The sequence below is a fragment of the Skermanella aerolata KACC 11604 genome, assembly GCF_000936425.1.
GTDB classification, from domain to species: domain Bacteria; phylum Pseudomonadota; class Alphaproteobacteria; order Azospirillales; family Azospirillaceae; genus Skermanella; species Skermanella aerolata.
In genome coordinates, this window is record NZ_AVFK01000045.1 from 1 (window position 1) to 15,315 (window position 15,315).

Here is a 15,315-nt window from a genome sequence, read left to right on the forward strand (position 1 = left end):
CTCGACCAGCTCGCCGCCGGCGGTATCTTCTCCGGTGTCGAGCCGCTGCGGGATGGCGTGTCGCGCGACGCCGAAGCCCTCGTCGCTCTCTACCACGAGGCATGCCGCGCCATCGGTCCCGATGAACGCCATCGCGCATGGACCGCCTTCCTGCGCGCCACCATGAAAACCCGCATGACGCATGTCCTGTGCGGCGAAGTCGGGTCCGGCAAGACCTTCTTCGGCATGGGGTTGGCCAACGAGATCCCGCTGGACGACCGGCTCGTCACGGTTCAGGACAGCGACGAATGGAGCGCCCTGCCCCACCGAAACCGCACCGACCTGTTCTACAGCAAGGGCGGCCAGGGAGCCGCCAACGTCACGCCGAACGATCTGGTCGAGGCATCGCTGCGGCTGGCCATGCGCTGGTTGCTGCTCCAGGAACTGCGCGGCGCCGAAGCCTTCTCGTTTCTGCGGGCGCGGCGCTCCGGACACCCCGGCCTGACCACCTGCCACGCCTCCAACACGCGCGAGGTCTTCCCGACGCTGGCGCTGATGGTCAAGCAGGCGCCGGCCGCCTCCAGCGTCGAGTTGACCGACATCGAGGCGTCGCTGAAAAGCCTGATCGACGTCGTGGTTCATTTCCACCGGCCCGAGGGACGCTTCGCGGTTTCCGAGGTGTGGTTCCGGCATGCGGAGGCTGCGGCATGAGACGGCTGAAACTGGTTCTGTCCCCCGTCATCGCCCTGGCGGGATTTACTTTCACCGCCTCCACCGTCACCCTTTTCGGCCTCGGCACGATCCGGCAAGCCGGCATTCCCACCGCCGAGTGGTGGGGCTATCTCTTCGCCACCATGCCGGATGCCTACACTCAGTCATGGGTCAACGAATGGCTGCTCTACGGAGCCGCCGCCGGCCTTATCACCGCCGGCCTGTCCATCTATCGCATCCTCGGCGAAGACGGTGTCCCTCCCGGTCGTGACGGCCGCGCCCTGTTCGGCTCCGCGAAATACGCAACACCGAGGCAGGGCAGGAAATCGGGGCTGATCTACTCGTTCCGCCCCCGGCCCGATTGCATCCTGCTCGGCCGCACCGCCGGATTTCTGGGAATGGGCAAGCGTTACGTCTGCCTTCCCGGTCCGGAGCACGCCCTGCTCTATGCCAGGACCGGCAGCGGCAAGGGCGTCGCCTACGTCGTTCCGAACTGCTTCAACTACGCCGACAGCCTGGTCGTGCTCGACATCAAGCGCGAGAACTACACGAGGACAGCGGCGCATCGGGAGAACACCCTCGGCCAGGAAGTTTTTCTGTTCTCGCCCCTGGCCGAAGACGGCGCCACCCACTGCTGGAATCCAGTCGGCGGCATCGATGAGTCACAGTCGGATTACCTGTCCAGGATCCAGCGCCGGGCCTTCAACCTGTTTCCCGAAGTCGGCACGGCCAACAAGAACAAGTTCTGGCAGGACAGCGCGCGGACCGCATGGACCGGCATCGCGACCCTGATCTGCGAGACGCCGGGAATCGACCTGACCCCAGCCTCGATCTTCCGATTTTTCACGCGCGGCGACAGCGTGGAGACGATCGCCCGCATGGTCGAGGAGCGCCGGGCCACGGACCGGCCCTACACCCAGGACTGCGTCAACCTGCTGTCCGATTATCTACGGGGCAACGAGGACATGGTTCAGGGCATCCGCAAGCAGGTCACCAGCACCATGGGGATCTGGTTCAATCCGAAGGTCGTGGCGGCAACATCCCGCAGCGATTTTGACCTGCGCGACCTGCGCCGACGCAAGATGACCATCTACATCGGCGTGATGCCGTCCGACTTGGAGCAACTGGGCTTCCTGCTGCGCCTGTTCTTCCTCCAGCTCTTCGACGCCTGCATGGACTCCCACCCGGATCACGACAGCACCATCACCCACCGGTGCCACGTCCTGATGGACGAGTTGACCGCTCTCCCCCCAATGCGGCCGATCGCCAAGGCGAACGGCTTCGCGCGGGGCTTCGGGCTGCACTTCAGCTTCGTCGTCCAGACCAAGACCGATCTGCGTGACGAATATAAGGAAGACGGGCTGGCGTCGCTATTGGGAAACCTCGGCGCAGAAATCGTTTTCGGCACCAGCGACGAACTGCTGACCAAGGAAGTCAGCGAGCGCACCGGGTACGACACCGTCGAGAACGTCAGCCGGTCGGCGCCGCGGTTCTTCGGGTGGTTCCGTGCCAGGGAGCAGAACCAAAACACCGGTCAGGCGAAGCGTGCGCTCCTGCTCCCCCAGGAAGTCAACGAACTTCCCGACGATGAAGAGATCATGTTCCGCAAGGGAGCGCCCGCGTTTCGGCTCAAGCGGAACTGCTGGTACGCCGATACGAACTTCATGAACCTGGAGCAGACGCCGGTCGAGCCGCCGGCCGTGGCTTACACGCTCGACCGCGACGACGGATCAGTCAAGTTCCCGACGGAAAAGCCGGGTAAAGCAGCATGACAACTACGCGGCGCGGTCCAGAACTTGCGATACATTGCTCTTACCGCCGCCGACGAAAACGCTGCAGTGCTTCAACACTGGTTGTTACATCCTCAAGCACATTGCCCCATGCGGCTGCTCAGTAATTTGCGGTTGGTCATCATACTGGCTGCGCATCTTTGAGGCGAGGGCGACGGCATGCGCATGGGGTGGTTGGTGACGCCCGTTCTGGTGATGGCGGCGACTATGCCGCCGATTGTCATGGAGCAGGCTGACGCGGCTGTCGTGGACAAGATCGCGGTTGCCCGGAAGCTGGCGCGGGATGGGGTATGACCCACCGAAACGGCGTGAAAAACATACCAGATTAGTATCGCGAGAGCATCGTTACAGTATAAGAAGATACCCTCGCCGGGTGGCAGTTCCTGGGTGATCCATAGAAGATCACCCAGGAACATGCTGATAGGGTTTCTTGCGGGTGTGGGCTTCAAGCCCCTTCCACCCACCTTCGCCCGGCTCGACATGACGTTCCAGGGGCCATGATGACCGGGCTGCCAGATGGGTCCCTGTGAAAGGCCTTGACGTTGGAAAGCTGGCGATCTGGTCGCGGCTCGCTGGCCGCTCGACCATCAGGCTGCGTCGATTGTCCTGGACACCCATGCACTCAGACTAATGCCCTCCGCCTCAGCCCGCAGAAATGCCTTTCGATGCTGTTCAGGAGTTGCTCGCACAAGCATCTTCCCGCTGAATGGCCGGTCTGGAGTTTTGCCAACTTCCTGACAGTAGGCGAGATAATCATCGATACTTCCCTGGAAGCTGGATAAAAGTTCTTCGCGCGTTGATCCTTCAAAATGAATCACATCAGCCAGTCCAGCCACGGTTCCGGAAAATGTTCCATCTTCCGGATCGAAGTCTATTGGTCCAGAAACGTAACCCTTGTACTCGATCATGGCTTCACTCCCGCGTTTCTCAAGAACTGCCTCACCGCATCTATGGCTCCCTTTTTTGTGTGCGGTTGCGGATGGGGTCGGTGAAAGATCGCCGTTCGCCCGTTTAGCTCGAACGCTACCCGACTCCCGGCTCGCTCCACTACCTTCCCGTCCAGTGCCTCCACCAAGGCTTCGATTTCCGCCCACCGAATGTCAGATCTAGTAGGTCGTTCGAAGATATTTGAGAGCGTTTTGCGGTGCCCATTGTTCATATAGGTACGATAGCGCATTTCGCTATCATCTTGCCAGCGGATTCACATCATAGTTATTGGCATATGGTTGACCTGGGGAGGCATCGAAATGGCACATGGCGCCTGGACGTTGGGCGAGTTCCCCTTGCCGCTGACTTCGTCACGTCCTCGCCTAGTGCCCCAGGCGGAACCAGATGCTCGATCCTTGTCAGATCGTCTTCACCGACCGGGTCGAACGCTGATCAGTAGACACGGCAATGGACCGACGTCATCTCGACACAGAGCCGCTGTGACTTGCCCGGAGGGGATGGCGGCATTCAGCCGGGGACATTTCTCGCCGGCTTCGGTCAGGCCGAAGCTACGAGGGATGCCAGGGATGCCAGCTAGTCGTGGAAGTCGGCGGCAGTCAGGTAGAGGCGCCTGCCCTGGGTGTCATGGAGATTCATGGTGCGGAACAGATTGTATCACTTCTGTTCCAAAAGCCAGTCAGAGCGGACTGGCGTGGTTGGTTAAGTGCTTGATTCACCGTGCCGTCAATCCGGCCCTAGGCCGTGGTCGTGGAACAGAAGTGCCAATTCGGTTCCAGGCAGTAAGGTTGATTTACCAGAAGGGAGCCGCCGCCCTTCCGCCCTGCCCCTTACCGCGCAGTCTGCTCCTCGCCCGCGGGATTGAAGAGGATGCAAACAGGACTGCCCGTGCGGGCCACCGTCCCTACTGAGGCCAGACTGCCCGTGTGCGGATCGACGCCGAAGCCGACGATGTCGTCGCTGTCCTCGTTGGCGACGAACAGAAGGTCCTCCACTGGGCTGGGGGCAAAGAACCGCGGAGTCCGCCCGCCGGTAAGATGCCAGCCGGTCGCGGCCAGCCGACCGGTGAGCCCGTCCACCGCGAACACCGCGATGCTGTCGTAGCCGCGGTTGGAGGCGTAGACGAAACGGCTAGTCGCCGACACGGCGATCTCCGCGGCCCGGCTGTTCCCGACGAAGCTGTCCGGCAACGCGGTGAGCACCTGGAAGGGCGCGAGGCCTCCGGTGCCGGCATCAAAGCGGCAGGCCATGACCGTCGAGTCAAGTTCGTTGATAACATAGGCAAAGCGGTTTGACGGGTGGAAGGCGATATGGCGCGGCCCGGCACCCTCCCGTGCTTCGGCCACAGCTCCTTCCACGGCCGAAAGTTTGCCGGTTTCCGCATCAAGGCGAAAGATGAAGGTCCGGTCCAGTCCCTTATCAGGAACAGCGATGAAGCGGTCGGTCGGATCATACTGGGCCTGGTGCGGCTTAGAAAACGGCTGCTCCACCCGGTGCGGACCGATCTTTCCCGTGAGGGTCACCAGATCGCTCATCCTGCCCAGGGCACCATTCTCCTTGATCGGCAGAACGGCCAGCGACGACGTGACGTGGTTGACGACGACCGCGAAGCGATTGGTGGGATCAACGCACAGGTGGACGGGGTTCTTCCCACCTGTTGACTCCCGGTTCAGGATCGTAAGTTCTCCGGATTTCGGATCGATGCGAAATGCGCTGATCTCGCTTCCGTCCCCGTGCACCGCGTAGAGGAACCGGCGCTGCCGGTCGAAGCTGAGGAACGAGGGATTGACGAGATCGTCAAGGACTTGCACGGGCGTCCAGGCCGCCGCTTTCGGATCGACCCGATACACGCTGAGGCCATCGCCCCGTGCGTTGCGCTCACGCGTCGTTCGCGAACCGACATAGGCAAAATAGGGAGTGGCGGAGTCGGGCATAACCCTTGGCTCTTCCTGTCGTCCGACGATTTCTGAGCCGGTCGGCTGTGCCCGGCTTCCCTGTACCGACACCGCGCCGATGCAGGTGGAACCGGCAATCAGGCCTACCATTCTGTTGCAGAAGCGACGGCGCGACAACATGGTGTCGGTGTCCGCCGTCCGTTGATCATCCGCAGACGCGGACGGCAGCTCATGCTGCATTGGGTTTCTCCAGGGAAACAGCGATTGGCTTGGTGCGGATCGGTGCAAAGGGTGAAACAGTGATCCGCGGCGCGCCCTATGGACCGCCGCGGATCGACCGCTGGCTTATTTCACCAAGCCGAGATCCGTGAGAATACCTTCCATCCTGGCGCGATCGTCCTTGATGAAAGCGGCGAACTCAGGCGCCGGTTGGTAAAGGTCGGTCCACTGTCGCTTGGCCACCGTTTCCTTCCAAGCCGGGCTCGCGACCATTTTGGCGATGGCGTCCGCCAGCACTTTCAGGTCCGCGTCACGGATTCCGGGAGGTGCCATCAATCCTCGCCAGTTGAAGAAGGAGACGTCGATGCCCTGCTCCTTGAGGGTCGGGATGCTGACGTCCGGCAACCTCTCATCAGAGGAAATGGCGAGCGCCCTGACTTTGCCATCGTTTATGAGCGATTGATATTCCCCATATCCACCGATGCCGACCGTCACATGCCCGCCAAGGATCGCGCTGACCGCTTCGCCACCGCCGGAATGAGCGATGTAATTCACCTTGGCCGGATCGGTCCCGACAGCCTTCGCGATGAGGCCGGCGAGGATCTGGTCCGTGCTGGCGATAGAGCCACCGGCCCAGGATACCGAGCCGGGATCGCCCTTCAGCTTGGCGACAAGCTCTGTCATCGACTGGATCGGTGAGGCTGCCGGAACGAAAATGACTTCATATTCTCCCACCAACCGGGCCAGAGGGGTGATCTCGTTGAGGGTGACGGGCGACTTATTGGTGATGATGGCGCCTTGCAGCGTCTGCCCGGCGACCAGGATCGCATCGCCCCGACGCTTCTTGGACGTCACGAACTGGGCAAGCCCCACGGTGCCGCCGGCACCGGCGATGTTCTGCACCTGCACGCTCGTTGCGAGGCCGGCTTGCTGAAGTACCGCCTGCATGGCGCGCGCGGTCTGGTCCCAGCCACCACCGGCGCTCGCCGGGGCGATCAATTCCAGGTTCCTGGTCTGGGCCGCGCCCGGGACAGCCGTCACGGCCATCGCCGAAAGCACGGCTCCGCCCAGCAGTCCTGCAAGCATACGTTTGGAATACGAGAACATACCTTCCTCCCTCACCGTCTTTTAGTTTGTCAAATGCGAACCCGTCCGGCGGGTGCCGGTGCGACGGGTCCTTGAACCGGGTTCCGCGGTGACGTCAGGCCGCCAAAGCGCGCTGGAGAATCATCGGGATCACGCCGCCGGCCCGGATCAGCGCGATGTCGAGTTCGGTGTCGAGCAGGGCGGTCGCTTCGCAACTCTCAACAGTACCCGATGCGCGCCGCAGGACGACCCGGATGGACCCCCGTGGCGCCAGCGCCTGTGGCTCGGCGTGGACTTCCACCTCGTCACCCGGGACGAGTTTCAGCGCATCGGGACGCCAGGCGGATGGCATGCGGAGCGGCAGGATGCCCATGCCGACGAGGTTCGACCGGTGAATGCGTTCGAAGCTTTGCGCCAGCACTGCCCGGACACCGAGCAGGTGCGTGCCCTTGGCAGCCCAGTCCCGTGACGACCCCATGCCGTAGCGTTCCCCGGCGATCAGCACGGTCGGCAGGCCAGCCTGCGCATAGCGTTCGGCGGCAATCCAAACGGGCAGAACCTCGCCTGTCGGGGCGAAGACGGTATGCCCCGGCGGGCTGTCCGGGCACAGAGAGTTGACGACGGTCCTGTTCGTGAACAGCCCGCGCAGCATCACTTCCCAATTGCCGCGGCGCGAGGCATAGACGTTCAGGTCGCGCGGGTTCGCTCCCTGGGCAATCAAGTGCCGGCCGGCGTCACTGCCTGCCGGAATAGCGCTGGCGGGAGAGATATGATCGGTTGTGATATCATCTTCCAAGACCATCAAAGGATGCGCACGGAAGACTGGGGCCGATGGCTCGCTCGGCCCGAAGTTCACAAATGGCGGGCGGCGCAGATACGTGGAATCCGCATCCCAGGGAAATCGCTCGGTGTCCGGTGCTGGCAATTCTCGCCACGCAGGCGAGGACTCGGCGGTCTCATAAGAGGCTGCGACATCGTCGGGGTCGATAGCCCTGGCAAGCACCGCCTCGACCTCCTCCGATGTCGGCCAGATATCGGCAAGGTGAATGGCCTCCCCATTCGGACCGGTTCCAAGAGAATCACGGGTCACGTCCAGGACAGCTCTGCCGTTCAACGCCCATGCGATCACCAGCGGCGGCGACATCAGCAGGGCGGAGGTCAGTTGCGGGTGAACGCGTCCGGGGAAATTGCGGTTGCCCGACAGGACGACGGTCGGCTTGATGCCCCGACGCTCCATTGCTTCGGCGACAACGGGCAGCAAGGGTCCGGAGTTGCCGATGCAGGTAGCACATCCATAGGCGGCGATCCCGAAGCCCAGAGTCTCCAGGTCGTCCAGCAGCCCTACCCGGGCCAGACGGCGCTCCGTCGCCGGCGATCCCGCTGTCAGCGAGGTCTTCACCCAGGCGGGCGGACGAAGTCCGAACTTCCGCGCCTTGCGCGCCAGCAGGCCGGCGGCGATCAGCAGACCGAGGTCGGTGGTATTGGTGCAGGAGGTGATGGCGGCGATGGCAACGGCATCGTCCGGCACGTCGTCCGCTCCATCTCGCGGTTCGGTGGCTGGCGGTTTGGCGCCGGCTGTGAGCGGCGCCATGACCGCCGGTACCTGCTCCGGCGCCAGTCGGTCATGCGGACGCCGAGGCCCGGCAAGCGAAGGTCCCAGCGATGGCAGGTCGATCGCGATCGTTTCGGTATAGCGCGGCATGGCCTCGGGCTCGTACCATAGGCCGATGGCTTGGGCATAAGCCGCGACCAGATCACACTGCGTCCTGTCGCGGCCGGTATCGCGCAGGTACACCAGTGTCCGTCGATCGATGGGAAAGAACCCCGTGCTGGCACCGTATTCCGGGGCCATGTTGGCGACGACCGAACGTTCGCCGACCGACAGGCTGGCGACACCGGGACCGAAGAACTCGACGAACTCTCCCGCGACTCCCAGCTTGCGCAGCCGCTCCGTCACGACAAGCGCCAGGTCGGTGGCGAGGCATCCCTTGGCAAGCCGCCCCTCGAGGCGAACGCCGATCACTTCGGGAACCCGCAAGGCCAGCGGTACGCCGAACATGACGGCCTCGGCCTCGATGCCGCCGACGCCCCAGCCGAGCACGCCGAGGCTGTTGATCATCGGCGTGTGGCTGTCCGTGCCGACCAGCGTATCGGGAACGGCCCAGCGGACTCCGTCCCGTTCCTCCACGCTGACTACGGTGGCGAGGCGCTCCATGTTGATGGTGTGCATGATGCCGGTGCCGGGCGGGAAGACGCGGAAGCCACGCACCGTGTTGGCCGCCCACTTCATGAAGCGGTAGCGCTCGGCGTTCCGCTCCATCTCCCGGGTCATGTTGTGGCGCAGCGCATCCGGCCGGGCCGAGACGTCCACCGCCACCGAATGGTCGGTCGACGTAGCAACTGGGCAGGCCGGGTTCAGCCGCGCCGGGTCGCCACCCGCCTCGGCCAGGGCGTCGCGCATTGCCGCGATGTCAACCAGCGCTGGGCCGCAGGTCGTGTCGTGCATGAGGATGCGGCTGGGAGCAAAGGGGATCTCGGCCTCGCTACGTCCCGGATCGAGCCAGTCGAGCAGCGCGCGCCGTCCGGCCTCGGCGACGTCCGCGTCGGGCTGACGCAGTACGTTCTCCAGCAGGACGCGGTGACATAAGGGCATGCGCGACAAGTCGCCACCGGCCGCGGTTCGCACGTCGATATGCCGCACTGTGCCGAACGTGCCGGTCAGAATGTCGATAGGACGCTGGTGGATCATGGACATACCGTGCTCAACGCGGTTCTCCCTGGCGTTATGATCCTGCGGCGCGTGCGGGCGGGTGGCGACAGGGGCATGAGCCACCAGCCGAGGAAGCCTTTCGCAGTGCGGAACGAATTTGTTGCCGTACGATAAGAAGGGCGCATCAAACGGACAATTGGTCCTTCGCCAACCGAGACTTCGCCATCCGCGAAGCCTGGCGTACCAGGCGCTTCAGAAACCGTTCGGGTGCCAAAGCTAAAACTGGTGTTTTGCAGTCTTCTTCCGCTTTAGGATGTTCATTCCAGTGCTCTTAGCAGAAAACAGGCAGGCGAAACGGATAGTGAAGGCGCATGCGCTTCGACCTGATCAGCCTCAAGCTCTTCGTTGCCGTTGGAGATGAGCTGAACATCACGCGAGCGGCAGAGCGTGAAAACATCGTGCTTTCGGCCGCGAGCAAAAGGATCGCCGACTTGGAAGCAAGCATCGGTGTCGCTTTGCTTCTCCGCCATGCCCGTGGCGTTACGCTGACCCCAGCCGGTCAAACCTTCCTGCACTATGCCCGTCAGGTGCTGCAAACCCTTGCACGGATGGAAGGAGAACTGAGTGACTTTACCGCCGGTGTGAAGGGACACGTGCGGATGCACGCCATCGCATCGGCGATCTCTGAGTTCCTGCCACGGGAACTGAGTGGATTTCTATCGCGCTACCCGATGATCAAGATCGATCTGGAAGAGCATGTCGGTCCGGCGATTGTCCGCGCGGTGGCGGACCGGTCGGCGGACATCGGCATCATCACCGAGAACACTCCGGCCGACGGACTCGAACAACTGCCGTACCATGTCGACCGTCTGGTTCTGGTGGTTCCCGACGGACACCCCATGGCCGACTTGCCATCGGCGAAATTGACGGAGGCACTGAGCTACGATTTCATCGGCCCACACCCCGACAGCTCGCTTATGGCGGTCATCATGCGGGCATGCATGGAAACGGGCAGTCCGATCAGGCTGCGGATCCAGGTGCGCAGCTTCGATGGAATGTGCCGAATGATCGAAGAGAACCTCGGTATCGGCATATTGCCGGTCATGGCGATCGAGCATCAACTTATGTCCGGCAAACTCCGAGCGATCCCCTTGGCAGAGGAGTGGGCTGAGCGACGTCTGTTCCTGTGCGTGCGGGAGCTGGCTGCGTTGCCCGTCAGTGCCCGCCAGCTCATCCAGCATCTGTCCGCGGCGGTGGAGACCCTGGCCTGACACCCCGGGACTGTCGAGCGACCGAATTCGGGACTGGGCCAGAAACGACTGCTGATGGCCCATGTTGATCAACCGGAGGCCTGTCGGGCACATCGGCAGCCAGCACCGCATGTCGGCTTTGTGTCAGAGGTAGATCATAAGGCAGCACTGTGGAACACTTCCTACCAGTCTGTTCCAAGGTGCACGGTGGCGATATGGCACCGACGATTAGCCTTCCTCGGCCGACCCAGGCACGGCTTTCGCGGCGGCCTGAAAGCCGATCTTGGAGTGGGTGCCGTCGCAGAACGGCTTCTTTGTCGATGCGCCGCAGCGGCAGAGCCAGACCTTGCTCTTGGTGGGCAAAACCTTGCCGTCGGCATCGTGCAGTTCAATCGAGCCAGTGACCAGATAAGGCCCGTTCAGCGTCGCTTCGATCGTTACCTCGGCCATCAGCAGCCCTCCGCTCTCTGGCGATCATATCCCGAGCGCAAGCCCGGTCCGCTCCGGAGCTTCTTAACGCGCCGTCGCCGCCAGGGCGATAAGGACGGATGATATGATACTTCTGCCCAGTCCGTTCTACGCGCGATCACGTCCGAATTCACGACAGGATTACTCGATGCGGCCCGACGGGAGGCCGGAGTCGGTCACTCGGCGGCGAGGGAGGCGGATATCCGGCGCGCTCATGCGTCGGTTCTGTCAGCTTTCGGGGCAAGTTGAGCAAGAGGCAGACTGATGCTTACCAGTAGCTGTATCAGGCGGCGGAGATCAGGTCCCGCAGCGCGGCCACGCGCTGCACGTGAATGGTCCGGCGGCGGGCGAGGGAGACGTTCTGGTTGATGTAGCTGGCCGATCGCAGGAAGTTGCGGACGGACTTGGTCAGTTTCCCCGGTTGATAGGTGTGACGATCTGACGTGAGGGCTTCCCTTGATGAGGATCGGCATGGTTGGCTAACGGCATGTCAGTTCCGCCGCTTCCAGACCTGGACGCCCTGTCCCTCGACGAGCTGAAGAAGCTGGTGGTTCAGCTTTTGGTCGAAGTGACAGCGCTGCGCGAGGAGAACCGGCAGCTGCGCGCGGAGAACGCCCGGCTGAAGGATCTGCCGAAGAAACCGAAGCTGGCGCCGGGCGGCATGGACAAGGCAACGAAACCGGATAAACGGGTCAGGACCAAGGAAGCACGCCGGCAGCGGCGCAAGCGGCAGAGTGGTCGGCGCACCCCGCCGGTGACCGAGGAGCGAACCCTTGTGGTCGAGGCCCCGGCCGGCTCGCGGCGCCGCGGCTTCGAGCCCTTCACCGTGCAGGATCTGATCCTGACGCCGCAGGTCATCCGCTTCCGCCGCGAGCGCTGGGTGACACCGGAGGGTCAGGAGATCGTTGCACCGCTGCCGCCTGAGGTGAGTGGCCACTTTGGCCCCGGGATCGTGCGCTATGTCCCGATGCAGCACGTCCAGGGACAGGTGACGGTGGAGCGTCTGCTCGCCCAGTTGAAAGGCCTGGGCGTGTGCATTTCGAAGGGCCAGATCATTACCATCCTGACCGCCAGCTTTGCGGACCTCGTCGAAGGCGCGGCAGAAGCGATGAGCCGCATCGAAATTCTTGAAGCCGCGCATCGACCGGTAGCGTCCCTTTATGCCCCGGTGATTCTGTTCGATCACGTTGTTTTTATACTGACTGGTGCGGTGATCGACGTCCGTGCCGAGTTCGTCGGCGATGGCCCTGGGATAGCTGGTGTGTCCGTCGGTGGTGACCCGCTCTGGCTCGACCGGATATCTTAATGAAAACGAACCGTAGCGTCCGCTGCCGGATGGGGCATCCGAACGCGACGGTTTCTCCCTGGTCTCAGCCGATGATCGGTACTTGACCAGTCATCCTCATGTGAGGAACCGTGCCGGCCAGAGGACCACCTGGGGAAGCAGTGCCACGAGTATGAGAACGACGATATTGACCACGTAGAAGGGTACGCTCGCCAGTGAAAGACGCTCGATAGGAACGCCTGATACCTGCGCTGTGGCGAAGAGGCAGGTGCCCACGGGAGGTGTCGCGAGGCCCATGGCCAAAGCCGCCACCATGAAGACGATGAAGTGCAGCGGATCCACGCCGACCTTGACGGCGGTGGGCATCAGGATCGGGATCAGCATGAGGGCTGCCGCCACGATATCCATCAGCATACCGACAGCCAGGAAGATAAGGCCCATCAGCAGAAGCACGACCTTCGGGTCCGATGTCAGCGCCATAATCGAAGAAGAGGCTTTGGAGGGAAGCTGATCGATCGTGAAGACGTATGTGGCCGTGCTGGCGACCATCAGGATCAGCAGGACCGTTCCGGCAGTCCGGCCGGCGCTGATGAACAGCTCGGGCAGGTCCGTCAGGGCGATCTCGCGGTGGGCCAGCAGTCCGACGGCCAGCGTGTAGAGGACTGCCAGTGCCGCCGCCTCGGTCGGAGTGACGATGCCCGTGAACATCGCGGTCAGAATGATGACCGGGGCACCGACCGAGGGCAGCGAGCGGCCGATTGCGCGTAGGCTCGCCCCTGCGTTGAACGGAAGAACCGTGCCGTAGCCCTTGGCCTTCGAGATCATCGCATTGTAGACGAAGAGCGCTGCGGCAAGCAGGATACCCGGCCCGAGCCCCCCAGCCAGCGCCTGACCAACCGACTGACCGGCCGCCGCGGCCGCGACGATCATGAGAATGCTGGGCGGAACCAGGGTCGCCAGTGTGGAGGTGATCAGGGTCAGCGCCGCGGAGTAGGGGCGGGGATAGTTCCTGGTCGTCATCGCGCCGATCGTGATGCGGCCGATGCTGGCGATGTCGGCGACTGAGGAACCTGATATCCCGCCGAAGACGAAGCTGGACAGAATATTGACGTGGCCGAGGCCACCCCTGAAGCGCCCGACGCAGGCTTCCGCAGCACTGAAGATCCGCTCGGAGAGACCACCGCGCTCCATGATGTGGCCGGCCAGAACGAACAGGGGCACGGCGATCAGCAGAAAGGAATTGATCGAAGTCGCCATCGACTGCGTGACCATCGAGAGCGGCAGTTCGTAGTACCAAAGCGTTGTCGCGGCACCGAGGCCGAGTGATACGGCGAGAGGGACCCCGAGGAACGACAGCCCGAGGAAGATCGTGAGCAGGAGTAGACTCATGGACCGTCTCCCCGGTTGATGATGGCGCGGTCGATGACACCGGGATGGGTGCCGGCCGCGCCTTGACGAAGATCGAGCTTGCGGTAAACTTGGACCAGACAGCCGATGATGGCCAGGACGGAACCCAGGATTACCGGCACGGTGGCGACCCACATGCCGATCCCGAGCACGGGGGAGGTCTCGCCGAACCTCATCTGCTGCATGAGTAGCCCCACGGCATGCCAGCCGATGATGGCGAAAAGAACGGTGGTCGAGACGGCGGTCAGGTGGGTCGAGAGCGACCTCATCCAGCCGGGCAGGGCATCGGTCAGGACGGTGATGCTGGGATGCTCGCCGCGCCGGAATCCGGTTGCCATGCCCAGGAACGCCGTCCAGATGAACAGAAAGCGGGAAAGCTCCTCGGTCCATGGCACGGAAAACCCGATCAGGCGGCTGAAGGCCTGGCACGAGACCGTGACGAGGAGCCCGAGAACGATCACGAAAATTAGGCCGTCAACCGCCCGCCAGATCAGGTGATCGACGCTCGATCGCTGAGTTTGCATCTGTTGATGACCGACGCTGGTCATGACTTGTCCACGAACGCCAAGCTTTTAGCGATGAACTCCTTGCCGATCATGCCGGAGAAATCAGGATAGAGGCCCGCAGCGATCTGCTGGAGTTTGACGCTTTCGCCCGACCCGAGCTCATTCACTGTCATGCCTTTTTCCTTGAGAGAGGCGATGATGGCGGTTTCCTGCTGGACTTCCTTCGCGTCGTGCTCCTCGGCCATTTTCGCGGCGGCCGCGCGGACATTCTCCTGCTGGTTCTCCGGGATGCGGCGCCATGCCGTGCGGCTGAGGCCGAGGAGATAGGAGTCCGCCACGTGACGGGTCAGGTTCAGGTGCTTCTGCACCTCGTAGAAGCGGTTATTGAGCGGAACCTCGACCGGATTTTCCTGACCATCGATGGCGCCGAGCTGCAAAGCGGTATAGACCTCGGAAAAGGCCATCGGCGTGGGGTTGGCGTTGAGCGTCTTGAACAGGCGGACGAAAAGCTGATTGTTGGGAACGCGCAGCTTCAGTCCCTGGAAATCCTCGACCTTTGTGATCGCCCGGTCCCGAGTGGTCGTGTTGCGGAAGGTTCTGAGCATCATGCCGAGCCCGACGACGTTGAAGCGGTCGAGCGATCCGAGCAGCTCCCGGCCGGGCGTCCCACGGAGATAGCCGGTGAGCTGATCGTAGTCGGAGAACAGATAGGGCAGGCTGACCGCGTTCATGCGCGGCTCGAAGGAGGCGTAGACGCTGCTGGCCAGGATAAGCCCGTCAAGCGCTCCGCTGCCGAGCTGGTTGATCGCGGCGTTCTGATCGTTGCCGAACAGGACGCCGTCCGGGAAAACCATGATCTCGACAGCACCGCCGGTTGCTTCCCGGACGAGTTCCGCGAACCGCGTCGCGGCCTGACCCACCGACGATGTTGCAGGATCTGCGACAGCCAGCCTGATTGTTGTCGCGGCGCGCGCCGGCCGGACGAAGGCCAGAGATGCTGCCCCCGCACCCAGAGCCAGCACTGACCGGCGGTTCAATCCTTGAGCGGACCTGTTCATTCTTTC

Annotated in this window: 14 protein-coding genes; 4 read left to right on the top strand and 10 right to left on the bottom strand. The window is 62.9% G+C overall.

Annotated elements, in window-relative coordinates; genetic code table 11:
* From N826_RS32125 to N826_RS45815, 3 genes are all read left to right on the top strand, one after another.
* Positions 1–690 (top strand): ATPase, T2SS/T4P/T4SS family (locus tag N826_RS32125; protein WP_169789449.1); only part of this gene is annotated, 690 nt, incomplete at its 5' end.
* A complete protein-coding gene (locus tag N826_RS32130) occupies positions 687–2,462 on the top strand; it encodes a type IV secretory system conjugative DNA transfer family protein (RefSeq protein WP_044435820.1) in 1,776 nt (591 codons plus the stop codon). The genes N826_RS32125 and N826_RS32130, both read left to right, overlap by 4 nt.
* A gap of 177 nt (positions 2,463–2,639) precedes the next feature.
* Positions 2,640–2,774, top strand: coding sequence for a hypothetical protein (locus N826_RS45815; RefSeq protein WP_280178511.1), 135 nt, complete (start codon positions 2,640–2,642; stop codon positions 2,772–2,774).
* Positions 2,775–3,067: 293 nt separating this feature from the next.
* Here N826_RS45815 and N826_RS42185 read toward each other — a convergent pair whose 3' ends face one another.
* From N826_RS42185 to acnA, 5 genes are all read right to left on the bottom strand, one after another.
* A complete protein-coding gene (locus N826_RS42185; RefSeq protein WP_244619768.1) occupies positions 3,068–3,388 on the bottom strand; it encodes a type II toxin-antitoxin system HicB family antitoxin in 321 nt (106 codons plus the stop codon).
* On the bottom strand, positions 3,385–3,657 hold the full coding sequence (locus N826_RS42190; protein ID WP_308518335.1) for a type II toxin-antitoxin system HicA family toxin: 273 nt from the start codon (positions 3,655–3,657) through the stop codon (positions 3,385–3,387). Before N826_RS42190 ends, N826_RS42185 begins: the two co-directional genes overlap by 4 nt.
* A 598-nt stretch (positions 3,658–4,255) precedes the next feature.
* Positions 4,256–5,560, bottom strand: coding sequence for a lactonase family protein (locus N826_RS32135; RefSeq protein ID WP_244619769.1), 1,305 nt, complete (start codon positions 5,558–5,560; stop codon positions 4,256–4,258).
* 105 nt (positions 5,561–5,665) lie between these two features.
* Positions 5,666–6,646, bottom strand: coding sequence for a Bug family tripartite tricarboxylate transporter substrate binding protein (locus tag N826_RS32140; RefSeq protein WP_063772348.1), 981 nt, complete (start codon positions 6,644–6,646; stop codon positions 5,666–5,668).
* A 94-nt stretch (positions 6,647–6,740) separates the two neighbouring features.
* On the bottom strand, positions 6,741–9,380 hold the full coding sequence (gene acnA, locus N826_RS32145; protein ID WP_044435823.1) for an aconitate hydratase AcnA: 2,640 nt from the start codon (positions 9,378–9,380) through the stop codon (positions 6,741–6,743).
* Positions 9,381–9,706: 326 nt separating this feature from the next.
* Between acnA and N826_RS32150 the strand changes: the two genes are divergently transcribed.
* Positions 9,707–10,606, top strand: coding sequence for a LysR family transcriptional regulator (locus N826_RS32150; protein ID WP_044435824.1), 900 nt, complete (start codon positions 9,707–9,709; stop codon positions 10,604–10,606).
* 207 nt (positions 10,607–10,813) lie between these two features.
* Here N826_RS32150 and N826_RS32155 read toward each other — a convergent pair whose 3' ends face one another.
* The 5 genes from N826_RS32155 to N826_RS32175 all read right to left on the bottom strand — a co-directional run bounded on the left by N826_RS32155 (position 10,814) and on the right by N826_RS32175 (position 15,309).
* The gene (locus N826_RS32155; protein ID WP_044435826.1) at positions 10,814–11,035 is read right to left on the bottom strand and encodes a CDGSH iron-sulfur domain-containing protein; all 222 of its coding nucleotides are present in this window, start codon (positions 11,033–11,035) and stop codon (positions 10,814–10,816) included.
* Between the two features lie 508 nt (positions 11,036–11,543).
* Complete coding sequence (locus N826_RS46060; RefSeq protein ID WP_211099440.1) at positions 11,544–12,449, bottom strand: DDE-type integrase/transposase/recombinase; 906 nt, start codon at positions 12,447–12,449, stop codon at positions 11,544–11,546.
* A gap of 6 nt (positions 12,450–12,455) precedes the next feature.
* A complete protein-coding gene (locus N826_RS32165; RefSeq protein ID WP_044435827.1) occupies positions 12,456–13,727 on the bottom strand; it encodes a TRAP transporter large permease in 1,272 nt (423 codons plus the stop codon).
* Complete coding sequence (locus N826_RS40775) at positions 13,724–14,293, bottom strand: TRAP transporter small permease (RefSeq protein ID WP_052832431.1); 570 nt, start codon at positions 14,291–14,293, stop codon at positions 13,724–13,726. Before N826_RS40775 ends, N826_RS32165 begins: the two co-directional genes overlap by 4 nt.
* The gene (locus tag N826_RS32175) at positions 14,290–15,309 is read right to left on the bottom strand and encodes a DctP family TRAP transporter solute-binding subunit (protein WP_063772349.1); all 1,020 of its coding nucleotides are present in this window, start codon (positions 15,307–15,309) and stop codon (positions 14,290–14,292) included. The genes N826_RS40775 and N826_RS32175 overlap by 4 nt, the downstream gene beginning before the upstream one ends.
* Positions 15,310–15,315: the final 6 nt, after the last annotated feature.

What these genes read in the sequence shown, in the direction of transcription:
- N826_RS32130 (WP_044435820.1), top strand. Translation starts at nt 687, where the DNA reads ATGAGACGGCTGAAACTGGTTCTGTCCCCCGTCATCGCCCTGGCGGGA.
- N826_RS45815 (WP_280178511.1), top strand. Translation starts at nt 2,640, where the DNA reads ATGCGCATGGGGTGGTTGGTGACGCCCGTTCTGGTGATGGCGGCGACT.
- N826_RS42185 (WP_244619768.1), bottom strand. Translation starts at nt 3,388, where the DNA reads ATGATCGAGTACAAGGGTTACGTTTCTGGACCAATAGACTTCGATCCG.
- N826_RS42190 (WP_308518335.1), bottom strand. Translation starts at nt 3,657, where the DNA reads ATGCGCTATCGTACCTATATGAACAATGGGCACCGCAAAACGCTCTCA.
- N826_RS32135 (WP_244619769.1), bottom strand. Translation starts at nt 5,560, where the DNA reads ATGCAGCATGAGCTGCCGTCCGCGTCTGCGGATGATCAACGGACGGCG.
- N826_RS32140 (WP_063772348.1), bottom strand. Translation starts at nt 6,646, where the DNA reads ATGTTCTCGTATTCCAAACGTATGCTTGCAGGACTGCTGGGCGGAGCC.
- acnA (WP_044435823.1), bottom strand. Translation starts at nt 9,380, where the DNA reads ATGTCCATGATCCACCAGCGTCCTATCGACATTCTGACCGGCACGTTC.
- N826_RS32150 (WP_044435824.1), top strand. Translation starts at nt 9,707, where the DNA reads ATGCGCTTCGACCTGATCAGCCTCAAGCTCTTCGTTGCCGTTGGAGAT.
- N826_RS32155 (WP_044435826.1), bottom strand. Translation starts at nt 11,035, where the DNA reads ATGGCCGAGGTAACGATCGAAGCGACGCTGAACGGGCCTTATCTGGTC.
- N826_RS32165 (WP_044435827.1), bottom strand. Translation starts at nt 13,727, where the DNA reads ATGAGTCTACTCCTGCTCACGATCTTCCTCGGGCTGTCGTTCCTCGGG.
- N826_RS40775 (WP_052832431.1), bottom strand. Translation starts at nt 14,293, where the DNA reads ATGACCAGCGTCGGTCATCAACAGATGCAAACTCAGCGATCGAGCGTC.
- N826_RS32175 (WP_063772349.1), bottom strand. Translation starts at nt 15,309, where the DNA reads ATGAACAGGTCCGCTCAAGGATTGAACCGCCGGTCAGTGCTGGCTCTG.